Raw genomic sequence first — 24,264 nt, 5'->3', positions numbered from 1 at the left:
CCGTGTCGCGCCTCATCTTGCTCAACAAGCCTTTCGGAGTGCTGTGCCAGTTCACCGATGGTGGTGGCCGTCCGACGCTCGCAGACTGGGTCGATGTGCCCGGCGTCTATGCTGCGGGGCGCCTGGACACAGACAGTGAAGGGTTGTTGCTGCTCACCGACGATGGTGCGCTCCAGCATCGCATCACCGACCCGCGTCATAAACTGCCGAAGACCTACCTTGTTCAGGTGGAAGGCGAGCCCGACGACGCTGCCTTGTCCGGCTTGCGCGCGGGAGTTGACCTCGGCGACTTTCACACGCGGCCCTGCGAGGCGCGACGTGTGCCCGAGCCGCAGTGGCTGTGGCAGCGAATCCCTGCGGTACGCTTTCGCAAGACGGTGCCGACGGCCTGGCTCGAGATCGTGCTGCGCGAGGGAAAGAACAGGCAGGTGCGCAGGATGACGGCGCGTGTCGGTCATCCGACCTTGCGCCTGATCCGCATCGCGATCGGACCTTGGCGCCTGGACGGGTTGCTGCCCGGGCAGTGGCGTGAGGTCCAAACTGCGCTGCCGGAATCTTCGTCTCCGCGATGGGGTGGAAGTGGCTTCACAGTCCTGTTGGGCGCGGGTGGTGCTCGTCAGTCGGGCAGGGGGGCGGGTAAGATGCGCGCCAGCAGGAAAACCACACGGAACGACCGATCATGATCTCTCCGAACGCACAGGTAAGGCTTTGCGGTGTCGCAGCCGGCCTTCTTCTCTCCGTTTCCGCACACGCACAGGGTACGCTGCCGATTGCAGAGCTTGGCGCGGGCATGGCGCGCATCGAGGCGGAGGTGGCGCATACCGCCGAAGCACGCATCACCGGGCTCATGAACCGGGTCGCCATGCCGCTGCATCGCGGTATGGTCTTCGTGTTCCCCGAGGAGCGGGCGCACTGCATGTGGATGAAGAACACCCTGATTCCGCTCTCGGTCGCCTTTCTCGACGCCGAGGGCCGCGTGCTCAACATCGAGGACATGCAGCCGCAGACCACCGACAATCACTGTGCGGCGGGGCCGGCCCGGTTTGCGCTGGAGATGAATCTGGGCTGGTTCGCCGAGCGTGGAGTGCGGCCCGGCGACCGCCTGCGCGGTATCGACAAGCTGCCGGCGCCGCAGTAACCCGGCCACAAGGCGCGAATAGCGCCGCTTTATCCGCGTTTATCCCGCCACGGCGCTTGCGCGTCCGGGCCGATAATCCGCACACGTCGCTTCGCGTCCGCGCCCACTCGGGCCGGCGGGGCGGCAGACGGAGCCGGCAGTGGCCGAAGAAAGCGACCTCGAGAAGACAGAAGCCCCATCACCGCGAAGGCTGGAACAGGCTCGCGAGGAAGGACAGGTTCCGCAGTCGCGGGAACTGTCGACCTTTCTCGTCACGGTGACCGGGGCAGCGACCCTGCTGCTGCTTGGCAACTGGATGGCGATCCGCGTCTCGGGCCTGCTGCGCGACGGCTTTGCCTTCGACCGGCGCGCCGCCTTTGATGAGAACGTCATGCTCGACATGCTCGAGCGCATGCTCAGCGGCGCACTGCTGACCCTGATGCCGCTGTTCTTCGCCCTGCTGATCGCTGCGGTTGCTGCCCCCATGCTGCTGGGCGGGCTGGTGTTCGCCCCCAAGGCGCTCGGGCCAAATTTCGGCCGCATGAATCCGCTCAAGGGGTTCGGTCGCATGTTCTCGGTGCACGGGCTCGCGGAGATGGTGAAAGCCATCCTGAAGTCGCTTCTTGTGGGGGGGGTTGCGGCGCTGGTGCTGTGGCTGAACATGGATCACCTCTTCGACCTGATGGTCGAGCCCCTCGAGATTGGCATGGCCGACTTCTCCGATACCGTCGCCTTCGCCGCGCTGCTCATCGTGCTCAGCCTCGGCCTGCTGGCGCTGATGGACGTGCCGTTCCAGCTCTGGCAGTACCACAAGAAGCTGCGCATGACCAAGGAAGAGGTCAAGCGCGAGGGCAAGGAGCAGGAAGGTGACCCGATGGTGAAAGGGCGCATTCGCGCGATGCAGCGTGAGATGGCCCGTCGCCGCATGATGTCCGAGGTGCCGAAGGCGGATGTCGTGGTGACCAACCCGACCCACTTCTCGGTGGCGCTGAAGTACGACGCTGAGAAGATGGGCGCGCCCGTGGTAGTGGCCAAGGGGCGGGGAGAACTCGCGCTGAAGATCCGGGAGCTTGCCAAGGAACATGGCGTACCCATGCTCGAGGCGCCGCCGCTGGCGCGTGCGCTCTACAAACACTGCGAACTGGAGCAGTCCATTCCCGCCGCGCTGTACACCGCAGTCGCCGAGGTCATGGCCTATGTCTACCAGCTCGATGCCTGGATGAAATCGGGTGGCCTGCCGCCCGTCGCACCGACTGCCCTGCCTGTACCGGCGGGTATGGACCCGGGTGCCCCTGAGGAATGATTGCCTGACCCATGGCCATGAACGACGCCCTGAATCTGCGCCAGCTGCTCTCGCCGGCAAACCTCCGCCAACTGGCGGCGCCCTTGCTCATCATCATGATCCTGTCGATGATGGTGTTGCCGCTGCCGGTGTTCCTGCTCGACGTGTTCTTCACCTTCAACATCGCGATCTCGGTGATGGTGATGCTGGTGGCGATGTATTCGAAGCGGCCGCTCGATTTCTCGGTGTTCCCCACCGTGCTGCTGGTGACGACGTTGCTGCGCCTGTCGCTCAACGTGGCGTCGACGCGGATCGTGCTGCTCGAAGGCCACGGTGGCGGCGACGCGGCGGGCAAGGTGATCGAGGCCTTCGGCAGCTTCCTCGTCGGTGGCAACACCGCGGTGGGTCTGGTGGTGTTCGTCATCCTCACTGTCATCAACTTCGTCGTGATCACCAAGGGCGCAGGGCGAATCGCCGAGGTGTCCGCCCGCTTCACGCTGGACGCCATGCCTGGCAAGCAGATGGCGATCGATGCCGACCTCAACGCGGGGCTCATCGATGAGAAGGAAGCCAAGCAGCGGCGCAAGGAGATCGCGCAGGAGTCCGACTTCTATGGCGCCATGGACGGTGCTTCCAAGTTCGTGCGCGGCGACGCGGTGGCCGGCATCATCATCCTCGTCATCAACATCCTCGGCGGCCTCTTCGTCGGCATCATGCAGCATGATATGGCGGTGGGTGAGGCGGGACGCACGTATGCGCTGCTCACGATCGGTGACGGCCTGGTGGCTCAGATCCCGGCGCTGATCATCTCGGTGGCGGCCGGCTTGGTCGTTTCGCGCGTGGGTGACGAGGGCGACATCGGCGGTGTCATCATCGCCCAGGTGTTCTCCAATCCAATGGTGATGACGCTGACCGCCGTCATCATCGGGGTGCTCGGGCTCATTCCCGGGATGCCGAACCTCGTCTTCCTGCTCATCGCGCTGACGCTTGGGGCGATGGCCTGGATGCGACACAAGCGGATCGCCGAGGCGTCGACGGCTGCCCAGGCGCCGTCCGAGCAGGTGGCCGCAGCCGCCGCGCCCGCCGCGGAGGCCCAGGAGGCGAGCTGGAACGACGTCTCCCAGGTCGACGTGCTGGGGCTTGAGGTCGGCTACCGCCTGATCCCGATGGTGGATAAAGGGCAGGATGGCGAACTGCTCAAGCGCATCCGCGGGCTGCGCAAGAAATTCGCCCAGGAGGTAGGTTTCCTGTCGTCCCCGGTGCATATCCGCGACAACCTCGAGCTCAAGCCCAACGCCTATCGCATCGCCCTCAAGGGGGTCGAGGTTGGCAGCGGGGAGGCCTATCCGGGTCAGCTCCTTGCGATCAACCCGGGCCGCGTGTCCGGCCCCCTTGCCGGGCGTGAAACCACCGATCCGGCGTTCGGTCTGCCCGCGGTGTGGATCGACAGCGGCATGCGCGAGCAGGCCCATGCGCTCGGCTACACCGTGGTTGATGCCAGCACCGTGGTGGCCACCCATCTCAACCACGTCATCCTCAATCACGCCGCGGAACTGCTCGGCCGCCAGGAAACCCAGGCGCTGCTCGACCACGTGGGCAAGGATTCGCCCAAGCTGGTCGAGGATCTGGTGCCGAAGGCGCTGGCCATCGGTACGGTTCAGCGCGTGCTGCAGAACCTGCTCGAGGAAGGCGTCAACATCCGCGACATGCGCAGCATCATCGAGGTGCTCGCCGAGCATGCGCCGCGCACGCAGGACCCGATGCAGCTCACCACCAAGGTGCGCGAGGCTCTGGGACGCGCGATCATGCAGAGCCTGTTTCCGGGCAACACCGAGGTGCAGGTCATGGCGCTGGAGCCGGGGCTGGAGCGCATTCTCATGCAGGCCATGGCCTCGGGCGGCGAGGGCGGTGCGATCGAGCCGGGCCTGGCCGATACCCTGCTGCGCCAGACGGCGCAGATCGCCCAGCGCCAGGAGGACATCGGTCTGCCGCCGGTGCTGCTCGTGCCCGCGCAGCTGCGCATGCTGCTGTCGCGCTTCCTGCGCCGCGCGGTGCCCTCGCTCAAGGTCATCTCCAACAGCGAGGTGCCCGAGAGCCGCACGATTCGCGTCACCGCAATGGTCGGCGCGCAGGGTTGAGCGCTGTCCCTGCGATGATCGTGAGCTGACCCTGCGCCGGCTCGGTGTCCGGCCTGCGCACGGGCGTCGAGTCCCTGCGTCCAGTCCTTTCTTCCCCGTGCAGGCCACGCTTCCGAGCACTCGAATTGACGGGGGAAAGCCGCTTTATTCGACCCAAGGGCCTTGACCGGGTGTGGCGATAATCCTCATCAAACAGTGGTCGACCGTGGCCACCGGGAGAATCGCCATGAACGTCAAACGCTACTTTGCCCCCACCGCCCGCGAGGCGCTCCGCGCGCTCAAGGAAGCCCTTGGTCCGGATGCGATCGTCCTGTCCAATCGCGCCGTCGAAGGCGGCGTGGAGATCCTCGCCTTGCCGGGTGAGGCCGTGGGGGCCTTGCAGGCCGCGAACCGTGCGGCCGTGACCGCGCGCAGCGCTGCCGCAGCGCCTGCCGCCCCCGCCGCGCCTGCCGCGACGCGTGCGCGGATGCAGCCCGATGCAGACGATGGCGACTTCGAGGTGAGCCTCTCTGCACTGGCGTCAAAGGCCGCGCGCAACGTCGAGCGTCCGCCGCTGCGCCCCGCGCCGGAGGCGTCCGAGCCAGTGCTGCGTCCGTTCAACCCCCCGCGGATTGAAACTGCCGACTATACCGTGCGTGCCCGCGAGGCCATTCTGCGCAGCGCCGCAGAAACGGCTCGCCCGGCGCAGGGGGCGAGCCCGGCGCCAGCGGTCGCGTCGGGGCGTGCGGCGGGCCGTGCAATGGCGGCTCAGTCGGCCGACGAGTTCGGCAGCACGCGGGTGCGCGAGCTGCAGGAAACCAATGCCCGCCTGATGTCCGAACTGACCGGTATCCGCAGCATGATCGAGCGCCAGCTTGCGGGTTTCGCCTGGGGTGAAACCCGGCGCCATGCTCCAGCGCGCGCCGCGATGCTGGGCGAACTGCTCGAGGCAGGATTCTCGGCCGCGACTGCGCGCAAGCTCGTCGAGGCCGTTGCGGAGGATGCCGGGCGCACCGAGGCGCGCGAGGCCGCGGGCGCGGCGCTGGACCGTATGATGCACGCCTGCGCCTCCGACGAGGATCTGCTCGATCAGGGCGGGGTGTTTGCCCTCGTGGGCCCGACCGGCGTGGGCAAGACCACCACCACGGCCAAGCTGGCCGCCCGCTGCGTTGTGCGTCACGGTGCCGGCAAGCTCGCCCTGATCACCACCGACGGCTACCGCATTGGTGCGCAGGAGCAGTTGCGCATCTACGGCCGCATCCTTGGTGTGCCGGTGTTCTCGGTGCGCGACGCGGCTGATCTTCGACAGACACTGGCAGGTTTGCGCAACAAGCACATGGTGCTCATCGATACCATGGGGATGAGCCAGCGCGATCGCATGGTGGCCGAGCAGGCTGCGATGCTGTCCGGTGCGGGTGATGTGCGCCGCCTGTTGTTGCTCAACGCCACCGTGCGTGGCGACACCCTGGACGACGTGGTGCGCGCCTATGCCGGCGATGATCTCGCGGGCTGCATCTTCACCAAGGTTGACGAGGCGGCATCCCTGGCGCCGGCACTCGATGTGACCGTGCGCCATCAACTCGACATCCGCTACCTGACCAATGGCCAGCGGGTGCCTGAAGATCTGCATCTTCCGAATCGGGCCTATCTCCTCCACCGCGCCCTGCGCGAGCATGCGGGTGAGTCGCCCTGGCATCTGAACGGCGACGAGGCCGGATTCATGCTGGCGGCCGCCGGGGGGGCGTGATCATGCTGGATGGACGCGAAGATCAGGCCGCAGGACTGCGCCGCCTCTTCCGCCGCGCGCCGCCGCAGGTGGTGGCGCTGTACGTGGGCGGCAGGACGCGGACCCAGAATGCCGTGCTGGCTGCGCACCGCATCGCCGGACGTGCGGAGCGCGTGGTCATCCTTGACGAAGCCGAAGGCAGCGACACCCTGGCCGACGCGCTCGGCGTGAGCGAGGGTACCGACTTACTGCAATTGCTCGATGGCCGCACCCGGCTCTCGGGCATCCTCCAGACGGTCCCCGGGCTGGTCGGGCGCGTGCCTGTGGCCGCGGCCGCGCTGGCGCTGCCCTTGCTCGATGAGGCGCGCAGGGCTTGCCTGGTCGAGGCGCTGCGTATCCTGCACCGCCATGCGAGCTTTGTGCTCTTGCATGCAGCGGCGGAGTCGGTGGCCGAGCCGTCCCCCTTCGTGCAGGCTGCACCGCGCCGGCTGGTGGTGGCCGAGGCGAGCGCGAGCGGCGCGACCGACGCCTATCGGAGCATCAAGGGCCTCGCCGCGGCGGGCGCCGGTTCCGTGCATGTCGCCGTGTGCGGCGCACGCGGGCGCGCTGATGCGGCGGCGTTCTTCCGCAGTCTCGAGGCGCTGGTGGTTCGCCATGTAGGCGTTCCCCTTGCCTGGCTGGGTGAGCTCGAGCGCGATGACATCGCCGCCGGGCTGCGCCAGCCGCTGGAATTGTCGCAGCCCGAAGCCGGGGCTGCCTTCCTGCGTCGTGTGGCCGGCCTTGCCGCAGCTCGCAGCGTGTCCGGAACACGGATTGCCAGGCGGGTCGGTCCATGAGTGTGAAATATCCCGCTGGTAATGCCGTCGGCGCTGCCGGACAATTGGGGCCTCCAATGACCGGAAGCGGTGGGCTCCGGAGCCCGCGCCGCAAGACCATACAGGCCCAGTGGATGTACGACGCAAACGGTAATCTCGACAAGGCGAGCCTGGTCGAGGCCTATGCCCCCCTCGTGAAGCGCATTGCCTTCCAGCTCATGGCGAAGCTGCCTGCGAGCGTGGACGTGGATGACCTGATCCAGAACGGGATGATGGGGCTGCTCGATGCCCTGGGCCGTTACGAGCACGGACTGGGCGCCCAGTTCGAGACGTACGCGGTGCAGCGCATCCGTGGCGCAATGCTGGACGGCCTGCGCGACAATGACTGGCTGCCGCGCAGCCTGCGTCGAGACATGCGCCGGATCGAGGCAGCGATCCATGAACTGGAGCAGCAGTGCGGCCGCTCGCCCACCGAGTCCGAACTCGCCGAAGCGCTTGAAATGTCGCTGGACGACTACCAGCGCATGCTGCAGGACGCGCGTGGGCACCAGCTCGTCTACTTCGAGGATTTCAACCGGGAGGAGAGCGATGACTACCTCGATCGCCATCTGGCCCAGGACGACGCCAACCCGCTCAGTTTGCTCGAGGACGCGGACATGCGCCGGCGACTGGTCGGCGCGATCGAGCATCTGCCCGAGCGCGAGCAGATGGTGATGGCCCTGTATTACGACGAAGAACTCAACCTGCGCGAGATCGGCGAAGTGCTCGGGGTGACCGAATCCCGCGTCTGTCAGTTGCACAGCCAGGCCGTCGCACGCCTGCGCGCATCCATCTTCGAAGGCGGGGCAGGGCGGCCAGCGGCACGCCGACGGGGGCGTCCCCCGAAGCAGAAAGCGGCGAACTGATCATGCATGCTGTGCTGACGGCCAGACCCGATCATGGATAAGACCAGCCTTTTCGGCCTCGCCCTCGGTCTCGCCGCGATCGTGCTCGGGCAGATGCTCGAAGGCGGGCATCTGTCGTCGCTGTTCCAGCCCACGGCCTTCCTGATCGTGGTCGGCGGCACCCTTGGCGCAGTGATGCTGCAGAGTCCCCTGCGTACCTTCGTCGATGGCATGCGCATGGTGCGCTGGGTGTTCGTTCCGCCCGCGGTCGATCAGCAGGCCGTGATCGAACAGGTGTCGGGCTGGAGTCACGCCGCACGCAAGGAGGGCTTGCTGAATCTGGAGCGCCAGGTCGATGGACTGAGCGATCCCTTCATGCGCAAGGGTCTGCAACTACTCGTCGATGGCATCGACCCGCAGCGCCTGCGTGAGTTGCTGGAGGTGGAGATCGGCGTGCGCGAGGCGCAGATGCGGCAGTGCGCCCGCATCTGGGAGGCGGCCGGCGGCTACGCGCCCACCATCGGCATCCTGGGCGCCGTGATGGGTCTGATCCACGTGATGGAGAACCTCTCCGATCCCTCGCGCCTCGGTGCAGGCATCGCGGTGGCTTTCGTCGCCACGATCTACGGCGTCGGTTTTGCGAACCTGGTGTTCCTGCCCATCGCCAAGAAGCTGAGCGCCCACATCGCGATGCTCACCACGCAGCGCGAGATGTTCGTCGACGGACTGATCGGGATCGCCAATGGCGACAACCCGCGCATCGTCGCCAGCCGCATGCAGGGCTACGTGGTCTGACGCGGACGACAACGGACATGAGGCGCAGGCGCAGACACGAAGAAGAGCATGAGAATCACGAGCGCTGGCTCGTCTCCTATGCCGACTTCATCACCCTGCTGTTCGCGTTCTTCGTCGTGATGTACTCGCTGTCCTCGGTGAATGAAGGCAAGTACCGGGTGCTCTCCGATTCCATGGTGCAGGCTTTCCGCAATGTCACCGTCAATGAAAGCGGCGAGCAGGTGATTCTGCCCACCACCAGCCTGATGCCGACAAGGCCGATCACTCAGGCAGGTCCGCCCGCGACCGAGGAGGTGGTCGATCAGCGTCGTCGCGAGGTTGCCCGGCAGATGCGCGACATGGCGGAAGAGATCCGTCGCGTGCTGTCGCCCCTGACCCAGTCGGGGCAGGTGAATGTCACCGAGGGTGCCTTCGGCGTGAGCGTCGAGATCAACGCCAGCCTGCTCTTTGGCGCGGGCGAAGCCGTGCTTGGCGCGCAGGCGGCCTCGGCGCTGCAGGCCGTGGCGCAGGTCCTGGCGCCTGCTGGATTTCCGATCACGGTCGAAGGGCATACCGACAACGTGCCCATCAATACTTTCCGCTTCCCCTCGAACTGGGAACTCTCGGCGGTGCGCGCCTCCACCGTGGCGAGGCTCTTCATCGACAACGGCGTGGCGCCCGACCGCCTCACCGCAGCCGGCTATGCCGACCAGCGCCCGGTTGCGGACAATGCCAGCGACGAAGGGCGTAGCCGCAACCGGCGCGTCACCGTGCTGATCGAGTCGCGCACCGCAGATCTTCTGCCAGAGCCGGGCCCGACCACGATCCCTCCGGACGACCCGATCCGGTCGATCCTGCCAGGCAATCCGGAGGGCTGACTCTGCCCAAGGCGGTCGCCCATCCCACTGTACGCCTCCTCTCCCGACGTCCACATCCCTGAGCTGGGTGATGGGACGTCCTCAGCGCATGTGCTCGGGCTTCACCTTCGGCGCCAGCGGCGCACCCTTGCGCGCGCGACGGTGGCGTAGCGGTTCGCGCTGCGAGGGCTTGAGTTCGATGCGCACCGTCTTGCCACCGCGTCCCACGCCCTCGATCGTCAGCACGGCATCGTCTGCCGGCACCGCCACGGCGGCCAGCGCCTCGCCTTCGTCGAGTGCCATCACGATCACACCGCGACCACCGCTCTGCGTCTTCATCTCCGGGCGGGGGAAGACCAGCAGTCGGCCGTTCTCGGACGCTGCCGCAATCCAGTCGCCAAGGACCTTGGCCGGCGGCAACACCTTCTCGCCCTTCTCGAGGCTCATGAAGGCCTTGCCTGCGCGCTGGCGGCTGGTGGCATCCGCGACGCTGCACAGGAAGCCGTAGCCGCCGCTGTTGGCGAAGAAGTACACCGACTCCGGCGTGTCGGTCACGACCTGCGCCAGCTTGCCGCCGTCCTGGAACTCGACCAGGGTGGTGATCGGCGCACCGTCGCCACGCCCGCCGGGGAGGTCGGACACCTTTACCGTGTACGCGCGGCCATTGCTGTCGATGACGATCAGCGGCCAGGTGGTGCGCGTCTCGATCACCGCGAAGCCGAAGTCGCCGGCCTTGTAGGCGATGCCTGCGGGGTCGATGCCGTGACCCTGGCGCGAACGCACCCAGCCGTTCTTCGACACGATCACGGTGACCGGCTCGTCCGGCACGCTGATCTCGGCAGGAGCCACCGCGGCCACCGCTTCGACCAGGGTGCGGCGGTCGTCGCCATACTTCTTCGCGTCGTCCTGGATCTCCTTGAGGATCAGCTTGGTCATCGCCGCGCGGCTATCCAGGATGTGCTGAAGGCCGGCGCGCTCGTCCTTGAGCTCGGCGAGTTCCTTCTCGATCTTGAAGCCTTCGAGGCGGGCCAACTGACGCAGGCGGATCTCGAGGATGTCCTCGGCCTGGGTCTCGGACAGGCCGAAGGCTGCGATCAGCGCCGGCTTGGGCTCATCCGACTCGCGGATCACGCGGATCACTTCCTCGATATGCAGGAAGGCGATCATGCGGCCTTCGAGGATGTGGATGCGGCGGTCGACCTCGTCCAGGCGGTGGCGGGTGCGGCGCTCGACGGTGACATAGCGGAAGTCGATCCATTCGCGCAGGACCTGCACCAGGTTCTTCTGCTGCGGTCGACCGTCGCGCCCGATCATGGTCATGTTGACCGAGGCCGAGGTCTCCAGGCTGGTGTGGGCGAGCAGTACCGCCATGAACTCGTCCCGGTTCTGGCGGCTGGACTTGGGCTCCAGCACGATACGCACCGGGGCCTTGTCGCTGGATTCGTCGCGCACGGTGTCGAGCACGCCGAGCACGAGCTGCTTGAGGTTCTTCTGCTCCTGCGAGACCTCCTTCTTGCCGGCGCGTGGTTGCGGGTTGGTCAGGGTCTCGATCTCGGACAGCACCTGCGCCGCCGACACACCGTGGGGCAGCTCCTCGACGATCGCGCGCCACTGGCCGCGGGCGAGCTCCTCGATCTTCCAGCGTGCGCGCAGGCGCAGGCTGCCGCGGCCCGCCGCGTAGGCGTCGCGGATGGTCTCGGGCGTGGAGATGAGCTGGCCGCCGCCGGGGAAGTCGGGGCCGGGGATGATGCCGAGCACGTCCTCGAGCGTCGCCTCGGGGTGGCGGATGAGGTGGCAGGTGGCCTCGGCCACCTCGCGCAGGTTGTGCGGCGGGATTTCGGTCGCCATGCCCACGGCGATGCCCGAGGCGCCGTTGAGCAGCACGAAGGGCAGGCGCGCCGGCAGCAGCTGCGGCTCTTCGAAGGCGCCGTCGTAGTTGGGGATGAAGTCTACCGTGCCGCGGTCGATCTCGGACAGCAGCAGCTCGGCGATCGGCGTCAGCCGGCACTCGGTGTAGCGCATCGCCGCCGCCGAGTCGCCGTCGCGCGAGCCGAAGTTGCCCTGGCCGTCGACCAGCGGATAGCGCAGCGAGAAATCCTGCGCCACCCGCACCATGGCGTCATAGACGCTGGAGTCGCCGTGCGGGTGGTACTTGCCGATCACGTCGCCGACCACGCGCGCCGACTTCACGTGCTTGGACGTGGACGACAGCCGCATCTCGTTCATCGCGTACAGGATGCGGCGCTGCACGGGCTTCAGGCCGTCCTCGACCTGCGGCAGCGCGCGCGACTTCACCACGCTCATCGCGTAGGCGAGGTAGGCGCGCTCTGCGTAGCGGTCGAGCGCCAGCGTGCCGTCGTCCTCGGGCTCCGGCTCGGGATCGGCGGGCGGTTCGGGGGGCGGGGGCAGGTTCGCGCCGGTGGCCGTCGGTGACTCGTCGGCGCCCGTATCCTGCGCTGTACCTGAGGTGCTCTTCACTGCAGTGGGCGTTGAGGTCGCAAGTGTTACGGATTCGGATGCGTCAGGCGCATCGAAGAGATCGGGAGTGTCTGTACTCATGTACTCGAACTGCAGGCTGCGAGCAGTAGCGGGTGTGCGACATGCTCGAAAGGATTGATGACGGTGACGCCGCGCCAGGTGAAGCCGTGCTGCAGGTCCTCGCTCAGCAGCAGGCGGCAACGGTTTTCTGCAGCGACCGAGAGGATCAGGCCATCCCAAACCTGCATGCGGTGATCGCAGGCCAGGTCGATGGCCGCCTGAAAGCTCGGCCAGGTCGAATCGGCCACCTCGTAGGCATCGGACCAGTCGAGCAGGGCTGTGCGAACCGCTTCGGCGTCGCGCTTGAGCTTTCCGGTCAGGACCCGGTACAACTCACCCAGCGTCTGGGCGGGAATCATCACCTCGCTCGCCGAGAGCGTTCCGAGCAGCACCCGGGCCGCAGCGCAACGTGCATTGTCGCCGGCGCCTTCTGCATAGGCGAGGATGTTGGTGTCGAGGGCGATCTTCATTGGCCGCGATCGTACAACTCGGCGCGGGTCCAGTTGCGGCTGTCCGCAACGGGCTCCCCATCTAGCCGGGCAAGTAGGCGAGCGCGTGCCTTGGTTCGATCGTGGTCGGGTTCCGTCCCGACGACAGCGGGGCTGATGGTTGCAACAGGGCGACCGTGGGACAGGACCGTAACGGTTTCACCCTGGCTCACTTGGCGCAGCAGGCTGGAGAACTGTCTGTTTGCTTCGGCAGCGGAGACGGTATGCATATCGGGTCCTTGGCTAGGAACTAAAGTAGTGAATGTCACTACTTTAGTTCCAGTGGTCTGATCGGGCAATGTCGATGACCCCCTAGCGCTTAAATATCCGCCTCCACGCTGTCGCCCTTTTCTTCCATCCACGCGCGTCGGCCGGAAGCCTCGCCCTTGCCCATCAGCAGTGTGAAAATCTTCAGCGTGTCCTGCAGCGCGCCGCTGCGTACCTTCACCGGCAGCACGCGGCGGGTGGCGGGGTCCATGGTGGTCTCGCGCAGTTGGTCGGGGTTCATCTCGCCCAGGCCCTTGAAGCGGCCGATCTCGATCGCGTCGGGCCTGAAGCCTTCCTTCTCCAGGCGGTCGCGGATCGCGGTGAGCTCTCCCTCGTCGAGCGCATACAGGCGGCGCGGCGGGCGCTTCTTGCCCTGGGCGGGTACGTCCACGCGGTAGAGCGGCGGCTGCGCCACGTAAACATGGCCGCGCTCGATCAGCTTGGGGAAGTGGCGGAAGAACAGTGTCAGCAGCAGGGTCTGGATGTGGGCGCCGTCCACGTCGGCGTCGGACATGATGACGACCTTGCCGTAACGCAGGCCGGAGAGGTCCACATCGCTGTCGGCCTTGTGCGCATCCACGCCGAGCGCCACGGCGATGTCGTGGATCTCGGCGTTGGCGAACAGGCGGTCGGGGTCGATCTCCCAGGCGTTCTGCACCTTGCCGCGCAGCGGCAGGATGGCCTGGGTCTCCTTGTTGCGCGCCATCTTGGCCGACCCGCCGGCGGAGTCGCCCTCGACCAGGAAGAGTTCATTGTCGGTGAGATCTTCGGACTCGCAGTCCGACAGCTTGCCCGGCAGCACGGCGACGCCCGAGGTCTTCTTCTTCTCGACCTTCTGCGCGCTCTTCTGGCGCGCCAGCGCCTGCTTGATCGAGAGTTCGGCGATCGCCTTGCCGGCCTCGACGTGGTTGTTGAGCCAGATCTCGAAGGGATCGCGCAACTGGCTGGAGACGAGCTTGACCGCTTCGCGCGAGTTGAGCTTTTCCTTCACCTGACCCTGGAACTGGGGGTCGAGCAGGCGCGCCGACAGCACGAAGCTCATGCGCCCGCACACGTCCTCCTGCTGCAGCTTCACGCCGCGCGGCAGCAGGGTGTGATGGTCGATGAAGGACTTCATCGCGTCGAACACGCCGGCGCGCAGGCCGGACTCGTGCGTGCCGCCGTTCACCGTCGGGATCAGGTTGACGTAGGACTCGCTCGGCACCGCGGACTCGAACCAGGCCAGCGCCCAGGCTGCGCCTTCGCCGGCGGCGAACGTCGGGTCGTCCTTGCCGGCGTACTTTTCGGCGGTGAAGATCGGTGCCACCGCCTCAATATCGCCGGCGAGTTCCCTGAGGTAGCCAGCCAGGCCCTCGGGGTAGGACCAGGTCTTGGTCAGCGCCGGGCCGCTGGCCTGCTCGATGTCCAGCCGCACCGCGACGCCGGACAGCAGGACCGCCTTCGAGCGCAGCAGGCGCTCGAGCTCGTTCATCGGCACGCGCGGCGACTCGAAGTATTTGCCGTCAGGCCACACGCGCACCCGGGTGCCGGTCTGGCGGCCGCAGTCGCCCTCGATGCGCACCGGGCTGATCGTCTCGCCGCCGTCGGCGAAGTCGATGCGGTGGACCTTGCCCTCGCGCCTCACCTCGACTTCGATGCGGGTCGACAGCGCATTGGTCACCGACACACCGACCCCGTGCAGACCGCCCGAGAAGGCGTAGGCGGAGTTGCCCTCGCGCTTGTCGAACTTGCCGCCGGCGTGCAGGCGGGTGTATGCCAGCACTACCACCGGCACGCCTTCCTCTGGATGCAGGCCGACCGGAATGCCACGACCGTCGTCGGCGACGGTGACCGAGCCGTCGAGGTGCAGGGTGACGTGGATCTTCCTTGCAAAGCCACCGAGCGCCTCGTCGGCGGCGTTGTCGATCACTTCCTGGATGATGTGCGCCGGGCTGTCGGTGCGGGTGTACATGCCGGGGCGCTCGCGCACCGGCTCGAGTCCTTTCAGGACGCGAAAAGAGGATTCGTCGTACTGCTTTGGGGTGTCTTGCTTGCCAGCCATGCTGCGCGCCCGTTCGGTGTCACGAAGGGCGCAAGGATAGCAGAGAGCCGGGCGTAGTTGAGTTGGCGATACTGAACAAACGTTCAGGCGCTGCCCAGTATGCGGCCGCCGCCGGTCGGCTTCGAAAGACCGTCGGCGTCATACAGTTGCGGGTGATTGGCGGCCGACAGCAGGATCGACAGTGCGGCCTGGTTCCCGGCCATGCGCTTGAGGATCAGCTTGCCGTTGAGTGCGTTGCGATCGCGCGCGTCGCGGGCCCGCGCGATGACTTCGTCCCAGCGGGCGAGTACGCGCGGCAGTCCCGAAAAGATTGCACGCACCGCCGCGTCGGCAGTCGGGTGGGCGGAACGACCCAGCAACCGGCCGCGTTCGTCGGATAGCCTTTGCAGCTGCCGGTAGCGTTCGTTCTTTTCGTTGGCGATGGCGACAAGGGCGTCGGTGTCGCCCTTGATCAACACAGCCTCCTCGCGATCGAGCAGGGCGAGGAATTCGCCAAGCTGGAGCGATTCGGCTTCGATCAGCAGCGCGATGCGCTGGATGTCGGCGGGGGTCGGAGCGGAGGTCTGCATGGAGTCGTGCCGGCGGTGTGGCCAGGGAGCGGTTCGCGTGCGCGAATCTTAGCGCCCCGGACTTATCCGCGCGAACCGAGCATTTCCCTGACGCTGTCGATGAGGCCGTCGGCGATGCGGCTGGCGTCGACCTTGAAGCGCCCCTCGGAGATCGCCTGGCGGATCTCGTCGACCCGCTGGCGGTTGACCTCGGGGGTGCTCGAGATCGCGGTCTCTGCCTTGCGCATCAGCGAGGCCATCGGCGAGATCTGCACACTTTCTGAACCGCCCTGTGTTTCGGCCTTGCCGCGCACAGCCTGGCTGCGTGTGTCCTGGGCAGGCGTTGGGACGTAGGCCTTGCCCGAGCTTTCGATTTTCATGTCTGTCTCCGCGAACGCTATGACTCGAAAGGGTATACGGCCCCCTTTCATAAAACTTGAGTGATTTATTTCACGCAGCGGAGGCTGCCGGCTTGCCCGGCTTCAAAAGCGCAGGGTGACGGTGCCGTCCTCGCGGGCGATGCCCTGGACGATCTGTCCGTTCGCCAGTCGCACGCGTACCCGCTCGCCCGGCGCCGCGTCGTTGAGGGCCTGGCCCTCGCCGGAAACGGTGAACCCCTCGCCCTGCGTGAACACCTGCACGGGCCGGCCGCGGCTCACCGCGTTGGGCGGTCGGAGCGAGCTGGCCCGCAGCGGCATGCCTTCTGCGACTGCGAAGCGGGTCAAGTGGCCCACTGCCTGGTCCGGGGAAGTAAGCACATTGTCGGGGAGGGCGGTGAGCTCGCCGCTGCGGAGTTCGATATCCTGTGTGCCCAGCATCTCGGCCGAACGCAGTGACCGGGCCGCCACGAGGTAGGCACCGAAGACCTGCACCTGCGCCTGAACATACGCGGTCCATGCCATGGGGGCGTCGCAGCGTACGCCCACGTTGATCGTGCCCCAGGGGCGAACCCCCGACGGCAGGAAGGGCGCGATCGCCGCGCAGGCCGGGAGCCGGTTCGCCGGGTCGAAGCCGCGCACCGCGATACGGACCTCGCCGGGCATGCCCTGAACCTCGCGCTGCAGGAATGTCCGCACTGCGTGCTCTACGGGTTCCGGGGGCTGGTGTGCGCCCGCTACCCCCGGAAGGAACACCGCGGCTAGCACGGTGAGGCTGGCGTGGGCGAGGATCGGTATGCGGAAGGACGGTTGCTTTGGGTCGCTCATGGGGTGATTGCAGCACGGTCCGCCAGCGCAGGCAAGGCGGCAGCTTTTGCCGCGGCCGGCGGGCAAGCGGCAAAGAAGGGCGGTTTTCTGCCGTCTTATCGGGCGAGTGCGGGTGGCGGCGGCCGCGTACCATCGCTGGCATGAAAGCTGCACGTTCTCCCGTCATCCAGCCCGCCGCGCCCAACGTGACGGCGCTGCTCATTCCCGAGGCCCTGCGATGAAAACCCTTGTCGACAACAGTTTCCGCTTTCACCAGACCGCGCTGAACCTGCAGGCGTACCGGCAGGAGTTGCTCGCCTCGAACATCGCCAACGCGGATACGCCGCACTTCAAGGCGCGCGATGTCGACTTCAAGAGCGCGCTGCAGGGGGCGCTTGCCGGCAGCGGCAGTGGTGTGGGGCTCGAGACCACGCACGCTGGGCACATTTCCGGCGGCGCCTTTTCCGCCGTCGAGGGTTCGGTCAAGTACCGTGCCGAGCTGCAATCCTCGGTCGACGGCAACACGGTGAACATGGATGTCGAGCGCGCGGCCTTCGCCGAGAACGCCCTGCGCTACGAAGCCAGCGTGACCTTCATCAGCGGCATGCTGCGCTCGATGAACACCGCGCTCACCGGCCAGTAAGGAGTTCTGTCATGAGCATGCTCAACGTTTTTCAGATTGCGGGTTCTGCGCTCAATGCGCAGTCGATGCGCCTCAATACCACGGCGTCCAACCTCGCCAACGCGGACAGCGTCACCACCGAAACCGGCGAACCCTACCGTGCCAAGCAGGTGGTCTTTGCCGCCCGTCCGGTTGCCGGACCGGGCGCGATCGGCGTCCAGGTCACGCAGATCGTCGAGAGCGCGGCGCCGATGCGGCTCGTGTATGAGCCGAACAACCCGGCGGCCAATGCCGACGGCTACGTCGAGATGCCCAACGTCAACGTTGCCGAGGAAATGGTGAACATGATCTCCGCGTCGCGTTCGTACCAGAACAACGCCGAGATCATGAGCACGGCACGGACCTTGCTTCAGAGGACATTGCAGATCGGACAGTAAGCCCGTCCGGCAAACGATGCCCCTAGCAGGAGATCTTCATGACCACCGTCTCGAACAATCAGACCGCGAACAGCGTGCTGGCCAGCCTGGCCCGCAGCGAACCTGTCCAGAAGCCCGAAGAGGACCAGCAGGGCCGCTTCCTCAAGCTGCTGACGACGCAGCTTCGGAATCAGGACCCGATGAATCCAATGGAAAACGCGGAGATGACTTCGCAACTTGCGCAGATGAGCACGGTGGATGGCATCGAGCGACTCAACAAGATGGTGCAGTCTTTCTTCGACTCGCAGGCTTCCGCCGAAGGGCTCAATGCAGCCGCGCTGCTCGGGCGTGGGGTGCTGGTGGAAGGGCGCAGCCTGGCGCTGACCGAATCGGGTGCAGTCGGCGGTTTCGAGGTCGACGGCCCGGCCGACCGCGTCACGCTGACGGTACGCGACAGCGCCGGACTGGCGGTGAAGCAGATGGATTTCGACGCGGTCGATGCGGGCAGCCACAACTTCGTCTGGGACGGTAGCGCGGACGATGGTTCGCGCGCTGCGGACGGCATCTACACGCTTTCGCTGTCCGCCACGCTGGGCGACGAGGCTGTAGCCGGGCGTACGCTGCAGTTCGGCCCCGTGACCAGCATCGTGCGTGGTGCCAACGGCACCGACCTTCAGGTTGGCGACCTTGGCGTGTTCAAGGTTGCAGACGTCAAGCAGATTCTCTGATCCGGAGCACCGATCATGGCATTTCAGCAGGGCCTCAGCGGCCTGAATTCTTCCTCGAAGGCGCTCGACGTCATCTCCAACAACGTCGCCAACGCCAGCACCGTGGGCTTCAAGAACTCCGGCACGGTGTTCGCCGACGCCTACGCATCCTCGCTCACCGGTGCAGTCTCCAAGGTCCAGATCGGTATCGGCAGCGGGGTGCAGGCCGTGCGCCAGACCTTCAACCAGGGCAACATCACCACCACCAACAACCCGCTCGACATGGCGGCCAATGGCAATGGTTTCTTCGAGGTGGAGCTGCAGAACGGTGGCTACGCGCTGACCCGTAACGGCCAGTTCAACATCGACAAGAATGGCTACATCGTTACCGCATTGGGCGACCGGTTGATGGGGTACCAGTTGGTTGATGCCGTGTCGGGCGACGTTCAGGCGCCGGCCACGGTCACAGCCGATTCGTTCCGTACGATGATGATTCCTTCGACCGGGGTGGGTGCCACGGCGACCACCGATGTTGGCCTGAGCCTCAACCTCAGCGCGGACGCAGCGACCATTGACGCCACAACGACGCCTTTCGATCCGGATGTTCCCGCCACCTACACGTACTCGACCGCGCTGAAGATCTTCGACTCCCTCGGGAAGGAGCACTCGCTGTCCCTTTACTTCGCCCGGCGTACGGATGTCGTAAACAGCACGTGGGATGTCTACACCGTTGTCGATAACACGGTGCCGCCGCCGCCGATCGCAGCAAATGCGACGCTGAGCTTCGATGGGCTCGGCAAGCTCGTTCCGCCCAGCAATTTCGTCCTGAATTCCAACCTTGGTCCGGACGCTGACCCGAGCGTGATCGACGTGGATATGTCGCTGATCACCCAGTTCGGCGGCAAGTCCACGCCGCGCGAACTGACCCAGAACGGCTCTTCCCCCGGCGAGATCGCCGGCCTGGCGATCAGCCGCAACGGCGTCATCCAGGCGCGCTACACCAACGGCATCACCAAGGACATCGCGATCGTCAACCTGACGACCGTGCGCAACAACAACGGCTTGTCGCCCATCGGCAACAACTACTGGGTCGAGACGCCGGAGTCGGGCGGCTTCGCCCGCGGCGAGCCGGGCAACGGGCTCAACGGCGTCATCTCCGCCGGCCAGGTCGAGGAGTCCAACGTCGATCTGACCCAGGAGCTGGTGCAGATGATCATTCAGCAACGTAACTACCAGGCCAACGCGCAATCGATCCGCACGCAGGACCAGATCCTGCAGACGCTGGTCAACCTGCGCTGATGCCTGAGCCGGCCGTCGGCCGACACAAGCAAGGGAGTCGAACATGGACCGCCTGATCTACACCGCGATGACCGGTGCCAAGGGCACGATGGACCAGCAGGCCGCGGTGTCGAACAACATCGCCAATGCCGCATCCACCGGTTTCCGCTCGCAATTGCACAAACTGCGTGCGGTGGAGGTCCAGACCGAAGCTTTCCGCACGCGCTCGTTCGCGGTCGATGCCAGCGTCGCCAACGACTTCACGCCCGGCACGATCCAGTACACCGGGCGTCCCTACGACGTGGCTTTGGAAGGCAAGGGCTGGCTGACGGTGCAGCAGCCCGACGGCAGCGAGGCCTACACCCGCAACGGCAGCCTCACGCTCAGCCCCGCGGGGGTGCTGCAGACGCGTGAGGGGCTACCCGTGATCGGGGATGGCGGGCCGGTGACGCTGCCTCCCGACACCGAGATCGTCATCGGCCGGGACGGCTCGATCTCCTCGATCAATCCGGACGATGGCGTCGTCAACCTCGTCGGCCAACTCAAGCTGGTCAACCCGCCCGAGGCGGAACTCGTGCGTGGCGACGACGGCCTGTTCCGCCTTGCCAACGGAGCGCCAGCGCCGGTCGACCCCAACGTCCAGGTCGCGGGCGGCTACGTCGAGGGCAGCAACGTCAACGTGGCCGACCAGATGGTGCAGATGATCTCGCTCGCCCGCCAGTTCGAGATGCAGGTCCGCATGCTGCAGACCGCCGAGGCCAACGACCGCGCAGCCAGCCAGGTGCTCGCCTGGCGCTGAGCCCTTCCGCGCTTGGCCTGCCGATTAGCACGGTTTTTGCATTGCTTATCCTGCAATGGCCTGGCCCGACCGAGGGCTAGACTGATCCCGTGAAAAAGCGGCAATCGCCGTCACGCTGCGGCAAAACCTGCCGCAGCGGCAAGGCAGAACAGAGGACTTCATCATGATCCGCTCACTGTGGACCGCCCGGACCGGGCTGGATGCCCAGCAAACCTCGCTGGACGTGATCTCCAACAACCTGGCGAACGTATCGACCAACGGCTACAAGCGGCAACGCGCCGTGTTCGAGGATCTGCTCTACCAGACCATGCGCCAGCCGGGCGCACAGACCACGCAGCAGACGCAGGTGTCCAGCGGCCTGCAGATCGGTACTGGCGTGCGACCGGTCGCGACCGAGCGCATCTTCACGCAGGGCAGCCTGCAACAGACCGGCGGCGCGCTCGATGTCGCGATCCAGGGCAATGGCTTTCTGCAGATCGAGATGCCCGACGGCACGACCGCCTACACTCGGGACGGCGCCCTGCAACTCGACAACCAGGGCAACGTCGTCACCCCCAGCGGCTATCCGCTGCTCGACGGCATCCAGATCCCCGCCGACGCCAAATCGATCACCATCGGCAAGGACGGCACCGTCACCGTGACCTTGCCCAATCAGGTCGAGCCGCAGCCCGTGGGGCAGATTCAGATCGCCACCTTCATCAACCCGGGCGGTCTGCAGAGCGCGGGCGAGAACCTCTTCTACGAGACCGCGTCGAGCGGCGAAGCCACGCCGACCGAGGCGGGCACCAATGGCGCAGGGGTGATCAACCAAGGCTATGTCGAGACCTCGAACGTCAACGTGGCCGAGGAACTCGTCAGCATGATCGTCACCCAGCGCGCCTACGAGCTCAACTCGCGTGCGATCTCGACGTCCGATCAGATGCTCGGTCGGCTCACCCAGCTCTGAGGAAACGGTCATGCGCAGCATCCGCGCCTTTGCGCTCCTGATCGTGGCCCTGCTGTCGGGTTGTGCGTCCATCGACACCGTTCCGCCGACGGCGGTGCATCAGCCGATGAGCGTGCGCCCGAACGAACGCGCGGCAATGCCGCCCGCCAATGGCGCGATCTACCAGGCCGCGCTCGCAAGGCCGCTGTTCGAGGATCGGCGCGCCCGTCATGTCGGCGACATCATCACGATCAACCTGGTCGAGCGCAACACCGCGACCAAGAACGCCAACACCAATGCCTCGCGCGGGTCCGGAATGACGGGGGGGATTACCGCATCGTCGCGTCTGCCCCTGGGCGGCCTCAATGGGCTGAACATCGAGGCCGGGGTCGAGTCCGAGTTCAACGGAACGGGGGCGGCGAGCGCGAATAATGCCTTCAATGGAACGATCACCGTTTCTGTCATCGACGTTTATCCCAACGGCAACTTGCTGGTGTCGGGCGAGAAGATGCTCGCGATCAACCAGGGCAGCGAGTTCATCCGCTTCTCCGGCGTGATCGACCCCAACACCGTCACGTCCACCAATACCGTCCAGTCCACCCAGGTGGCCGACGCGCGCATCGAGTACCGCGGCAGCGGCTTCATCGACCAGTCCAACACGATGGGCTGGCTGCAGCGCTTCTTCCTTGCCGTCCTGCCATTCTGATCGAGGTTCGCCATGTTCCGGATCCAGCCCTTCCTGCTGCGCGCTGCGGTTGCCGCCGTGGCCGCCGGCATTTTCCTCAGCTCCGCAGCCGAGGCTGCACCCGAGCGCATCAAGGACCTTGCCTCGATCGCCGGCGTGCGCGAGAACCAGCTCGTCGGCTATGGCCTCGTCGTCGGTCTCGATGGCAGTGGCGACCAGACCACGCAGACGCCCTTCACCAAGCAGAGCATCGTCAACATGCTCGGCAACATGGGCGTGACCGTGCCGCAGGGCACCAACATGCAGCTCAAGAACGTGGCGGCGGTCATGGTCACTGCGAGCCTGCCGGCCTTCGCGCGGCCCGGCCAGGCGATCGACGTCACCGTGTCCTCGATCGGCAACGCCAAGAGCCTGCGCGGCGGAACCCTGGTCATGACGCCGCTCAAGGGGGCCGACGGGCAGGTCTATGCGGTGGCGCAGGGCAACCTCGTCGTCGGCGGCGCGGGCGCTCAGGCCGGCGGCGCGGCGCAGACCATCAACCACCTTGCAGCGGGACGGATTCCCGCGGGCGCTACGGTGGAGCGCGGGGTCGCCTCGTCGGTGGGGCAGGGCGACTACGTCATGCTGGAGCTCAACGAAACCGATTTCGGCACCGCCCGCCGCGTGGTGGACGCGATCAATGCCGTCTCCCCGGGTGCCGCGCGCGCGCTGGATGGCCGCAGCATCCAGGTGCTGGCGCCGGCGGACGTGTCGCATCGCGTCGCGTTTCTCGGGCAACTGGAGAGCCTGCGCGTGACGCCGGAGCAGCAGGTGGCGAAGGTGATCGTCAATTCGCGTACCGGTTCGGTGGTGATGAACCAGCGCGTCACGCTGCAGAATGTTGCGGTCTCGCACGGCAATCTCACCGTCACCGTCAACGCCGAGACACAGGTCAGCCAGCCCAATCCCTTGTCGCAGGGCGTGACCGTCGTGGCGGAGAACCAGGGGCAGGTCGACATCCGTCAGGACGGTGGCAGCATCCATAACGTGCGTGCCGGCGGCAATCTGGCCGACGTGGTCAAGGCGCTCAATTCGCTCGGCGCCAATCCCATGGACCTGGTCAGCATCCTGCAGGCGATGAAGGCCGCGGGTGCGCTGCGCGCCGAACTCGAGATCATCTGAGGCTGCGGTCATGAACGCCGGCGTCCAGCTCAACGCTTTCGACCCGAACTCGCTGCGCGACCTGCATCGCCTGGCGCGCACGGACGGCCAGTCCAACGAAACGCTGCGCGCGGCTGCGCGCCAGTTCGAGGCGCTGTTCCTGCAGATGGCCCTCAAGTCGATGCGTGAGGCGTCGCCGTCCAACAGCATGCTCGACAGCGAGCAGACGCGCATGTACCAGAGCCTGCTCGACCAGCAGCTTGCGCTCAACGCTTCGCAAGCCCGTGGCACTGGGCTGTCCGAGGTCATCTTCCGCCAGCTCGGCGGCAAGAGCGAGGGTGCAGGCGACATCGATGCCCTTGTTCCATCGGCTGCGGGCGTGGGCGGCTTCGACCTTGCCGGTGTGGCGCGCCGGCCGGCAATTTCTGCCGTGATGCAGAAGGCCGGGCTTGCCGATTCTGCACGCGCGGGTGCGGAAGACCCGGCGGCGATGGCGGAAACCGCGCTCGAACAAGCTCGCTTCGTCGAAGCGATCCAGCAGGCGCGCGATGCCAGCGGCGAGGTCTCGGCCAAGGTGCGCGACTTCGTCACCGAGGTTTGGCCGCATGCGGCCGATGCCAGCAAACGCACCGGCATTCCTGCTGCATTCATGGTTGCGCAGGCCGCGCTCGAGACCGGCTGGGGCGAGAAGCAACTTCGCCACGCCGACGGCCGGCCCAGCCACAACCTGTTCAACATCAAGGCGGGCTCCGCCTGGCAGGGCGAGACGGTCGATCGGACCGTCACCGAGTACGCCGGCGGGCAGGCTTATGCGGAACCCTCGCGCTTCCGTGCCTATGCGTCCTACGCCGAATCCTTCCAGGACTACGCCAACCTCATGACCCGCAGCCCGCGCTACGAGGCGGTGCTCGGCACCACCAGTGCCGCCGGGTTTGCGCGCGCGCTGCAGGATGCAGGCTATGCCACCGATCCGCAGTACGCCGACAAGCTGACCCGCATCATCGGCGGCGCGACCTTGCGCAACGCGCTCGCGACCCTCGGCTGATCTTGCCGC

25 protein-coding genes are annotated in these 24,264 nt (G+C 66.4%); 18 read left to right on the top strand and 7 right to left on the bottom strand.

Features of this window, described 5'->3' with window-relative positions; genetic code table 11:
• Positions 1-2 precede the first annotated feature (2 nt).
• The 9 genes from ACNKW1_RS02300 (at position 3) to motD (ending at position 9,593) form a co-directional block, all read left to right on the top strand.
• Positions 3-683: a pseudouridine synthase gene (locus ACNKW1_RS02300; protein WP_418362980.1), complete on the top strand. Its 681-nt coding sequence runs from the start codon at positions 3-5 to the stop codon at positions 681-683.
• Complete coding sequence (locus ACNKW1_RS02295) at positions 680-1,138, top strand: DUF192 domain-containing protein (RefSeq protein ID WP_418362979.1); 459 nt, start codon at positions 680-682, stop codon at positions 1,136-1,138. Before ACNKW1_RS02300 ends, ACNKW1_RS02295 begins: the two co-directional genes overlap by 4 nt.
• A gap of 139 nt (positions 1,139-1,277) precedes the next feature.
• Positions 1,278-2,420 (top strand): flagellar biosynthesis protein FlhB, encoded by a 1,143-nt coding sequence (flhB, locus tag ACNKW1_RS02290; protein WP_418362978.1) that lies wholly within the window; start codon positions 1,278-1,280, stop codon positions 2,418-2,420.
• Positions 2,421-2,431: 11 nt separating this feature from the next.
• The gene (gene flhA / locus ACNKW1_RS02285) at positions 2,432-4,537 is read left to right on the top strand and encodes a flagellar biosynthesis protein FlhA (RefSeq protein WP_418362977.1); all 2,106 of its coding nucleotides are present in this window, start codon (positions 2,432-2,434) and stop codon (positions 4,535-4,537) included.
• A gap of 226 nt (positions 4,538-4,763) precedes the next feature.
• Entirely contained in the window at positions 4,764-6,263 is a 1,500-nt protein-coding gene (gene flhF, locus ACNKW1_RS02280) for a flagellar biosynthesis protein FlhF (RefSeq protein ID WP_418362976.1), read from the top strand.
• A 2-nt stretch (positions 6,264-6,265) separates the two neighbouring features.
• Positions 6,266-7,078, top strand: coding sequence for a MinD/ParA family ATP-binding protein (locus ACNKW1_RS02275; protein ID WP_418362975.1), 813 nt, complete (start codon positions 6,266-6,268; stop codon positions 7,076-7,078).
• Between the two features lie 113 nt (positions 7,079-7,191).
• Positions 7,192-7,962 carry an RNA polymerase sigma factor FliA gene (locus ACNKW1_RS02270; protein WP_418362974.1) on the top strand — a complete coding sequence of 257 codons (771 nt, stop codon included), beginning with the start codon at positions 7,192-7,194 and terminating at the stop codon, positions 7,960-7,962.
• A 33-nt stretch (positions 7,963-7,995) separates the two neighbouring features.
• Entirely contained in the window at positions 7,996-8,736 is a 741-nt protein-coding gene (locus ACNKW1_RS02265) for a flagellar motor protein (protein WP_418362973.1), read from the top strand.
• 17 nt (positions 8,737-8,753) lie between these two features.
• A complete protein-coding gene (gene motD, locus ACNKW1_RS02260) occupies positions 8,754-9,593 on the top strand; it encodes a flagellar motor protein MotD (protein WP_418362972.1) in 840 nt (279 codons plus the stop codon).
• 81 nt (positions 9,594-9,674) lie between these two features.
• Here motD and parC read toward each other — a convergent pair whose 3' ends face one another.
• From parC to flgA, 7 genes are all read right to left on the bottom strand, one after another.
• Positions 9,675-12,131, bottom strand: coding sequence for a DNA topoisomerase IV subunit A (gene parC / locus ACNKW1_RS02255; RefSeq protein ID WP_418362971.1), 2,457 nt, complete (start codon positions 12,129-12,131; stop codon positions 9,675-9,677).
• A complete protein-coding gene (locus tag ACNKW1_RS02250) occupies positions 12,128-12,580 on the bottom strand; it encodes a PIN domain-containing protein (protein ID WP_418362970.1) in 453 nt (150 codons plus the stop codon). The genes parC and ACNKW1_RS02250 overlap by 4 nt, the downstream gene beginning before the upstream one ends.
• Positions 12,577-12,828, bottom strand: coding sequence for a type II toxin-antitoxin system Phd/YefM family antitoxin (locus ACNKW1_RS02245; RefSeq protein WP_418362969.1), 252 nt, complete (start codon positions 12,826-12,828; stop codon positions 12,577-12,579). Before ACNKW1_RS02245 ends, ACNKW1_RS02250 begins: the two co-directional genes overlap by 4 nt.
• A gap of 89 nt (positions 12,829-12,917) precedes the next feature.
• Positions 12,918-14,906, bottom strand: coding sequence for a DNA topoisomerase IV subunit B (locus ACNKW1_RS02240; RefSeq protein WP_418362968.1), 1,989 nt, complete (start codon positions 14,904-14,906; stop codon positions 12,918-12,920).
• 83 nt (positions 14,907-14,989) lie between these two features.
• Positions 14,990-15,475 (bottom strand): flagella synthesis protein FlgN, encoded by a 486-nt coding sequence (locus tag ACNKW1_RS02235; protein WP_418362967.1) that lies wholly within the window; start codon positions 15,473-15,475, stop codon positions 14,990-14,992.
• A 62-nt stretch (positions 15,476-15,537) separates the two neighbouring features.
• Positions 15,538-15,834: a flagellar biosynthesis anti-sigma factor FlgM gene (flgM, locus tag ACNKW1_RS02230; RefSeq protein ID WP_418362966.1), complete on the bottom strand. Its 297-nt coding sequence runs from the start codon at positions 15,832-15,834 to the stop codon at positions 15,538-15,540.
• A 102-nt stretch (positions 15,835-15,936) separates the two neighbouring features.
• On the bottom strand, positions 15,937-16,659 hold the full coding sequence (flgA, locus tag ACNKW1_RS02225) for a flagellar basal body P-ring formation chaperone FlgA (RefSeq protein ID WP_418362965.1): 723 nt from the start codon (positions 16,657-16,659) through the stop codon (positions 15,937-15,939).
• A 217-nt stretch (positions 16,660-16,876) separates the two neighbouring features.
• On the opposite strand from flgA, the gene flgB reads away from it, so the two are divergent.
• The 9 genes from flgB to flgJ all read left to right on the top strand — a co-directional run bounded on the left by flgB (position 16,877) and on the right by flgJ (position 24,255).
• Positions 16,877-17,281: a flagellar basal body rod protein FlgB gene (gene flgB / locus ACNKW1_RS02220; RefSeq protein WP_418362964.1), complete on the top strand. Its 405-nt coding sequence runs from the start codon at positions 16,877-16,879 to the stop codon at positions 17,279-17,281.
• Between the two features lie 11 nt (positions 17,282-17,292).
• On the top strand, positions 17,293-17,697 hold the full coding sequence (gene flgC, locus ACNKW1_RS02215; protein ID WP_418362963.1) for a flagellar basal body rod protein FlgC: 405 nt from the start codon (positions 17,293-17,295) through the stop codon (positions 17,695-17,697).
• A gap of 38 nt (positions 17,698-17,735) precedes the next feature.
• Complete coding sequence (locus tag ACNKW1_RS02210) at positions 17,736-18,404, top strand: flagellar hook assembly protein FlgD (protein WP_418362962.1); 669 nt, start codon at positions 17,736-17,738, stop codon at positions 18,402-18,404.
• A gap of 15 nt (positions 18,405-18,419) precedes the next feature.
• Positions 18,420-19,682, top strand: a complete 1,263-nt coding sequence (gene flgE, locus ACNKW1_RS02205; RefSeq protein WP_418362961.1) for a flagellar hook protein FlgE — start codon at positions 18,420-18,422, stop codon at positions 19,680-19,682.
• A 43-nt stretch (positions 19,683-19,725) separates the two neighbouring features.
• Positions 19,726-20,460 (top strand): flagellar basal-body rod protein FlgF, encoded by a 735-nt coding sequence (gene flgF, locus ACNKW1_RS02200; protein WP_418362960.1) that lies wholly within the window; start codon positions 19,726-19,728, stop codon positions 20,458-20,460.
• A 163-nt stretch (positions 20,461-20,623) separates the two neighbouring features.
• Positions 20,624-21,406 (top strand): flagellar basal-body rod protein FlgG, encoded by a 783-nt coding sequence (gene flgG / locus ACNKW1_RS02195; RefSeq protein ID WP_418362959.1) that lies wholly within the window; start codon positions 20,624-20,626, stop codon positions 21,404-21,406.
• A 10-nt stretch (positions 21,407-21,416) separates the two neighbouring features.
• Complete coding sequence (locus ACNKW1_RS02190) at positions 21,417-22,091, top strand: flagellar basal body L-ring protein FlgH (RefSeq protein ID WP_418362958.1); 675 nt, start codon at positions 21,417-21,419, stop codon at positions 22,089-22,091.
• Positions 22,092-22,103: 12 nt separating this feature from the next.
• Complete coding sequence (locus ACNKW1_RS02185) at positions 22,104-23,231, top strand: flagellar basal body P-ring protein FlgI (protein ID WP_418362957.1); 1,128 nt, start codon at positions 22,104-22,106, stop codon at positions 23,229-23,231.
• 10 nt (positions 23,232-23,241) lie between these two features.
• Complete coding sequence (gene flgJ / locus ACNKW1_RS02180; RefSeq protein ID WP_418362956.1) at positions 23,242-24,255, top strand: flagellar assembly peptidoglycan hydrolase FlgJ; 1,014 nt, start codon at positions 23,242-23,244, stop codon at positions 24,253-24,255.
• Positions 24,256-24,264 lie beyond the last annotated feature (9 nt).

The sequence above is a fragment of the Thauera sp. WH-2 genome, from assembly GCF_048321015.1.
Lineage (GTDB): Bacteria > Pseudomonadota > Gammaproteobacteria > Burkholderiales > Rhodocyclaceae > Thauera.
This window is presented reverse-complemented; position numbering and strand designations above follow the sequence as displayed.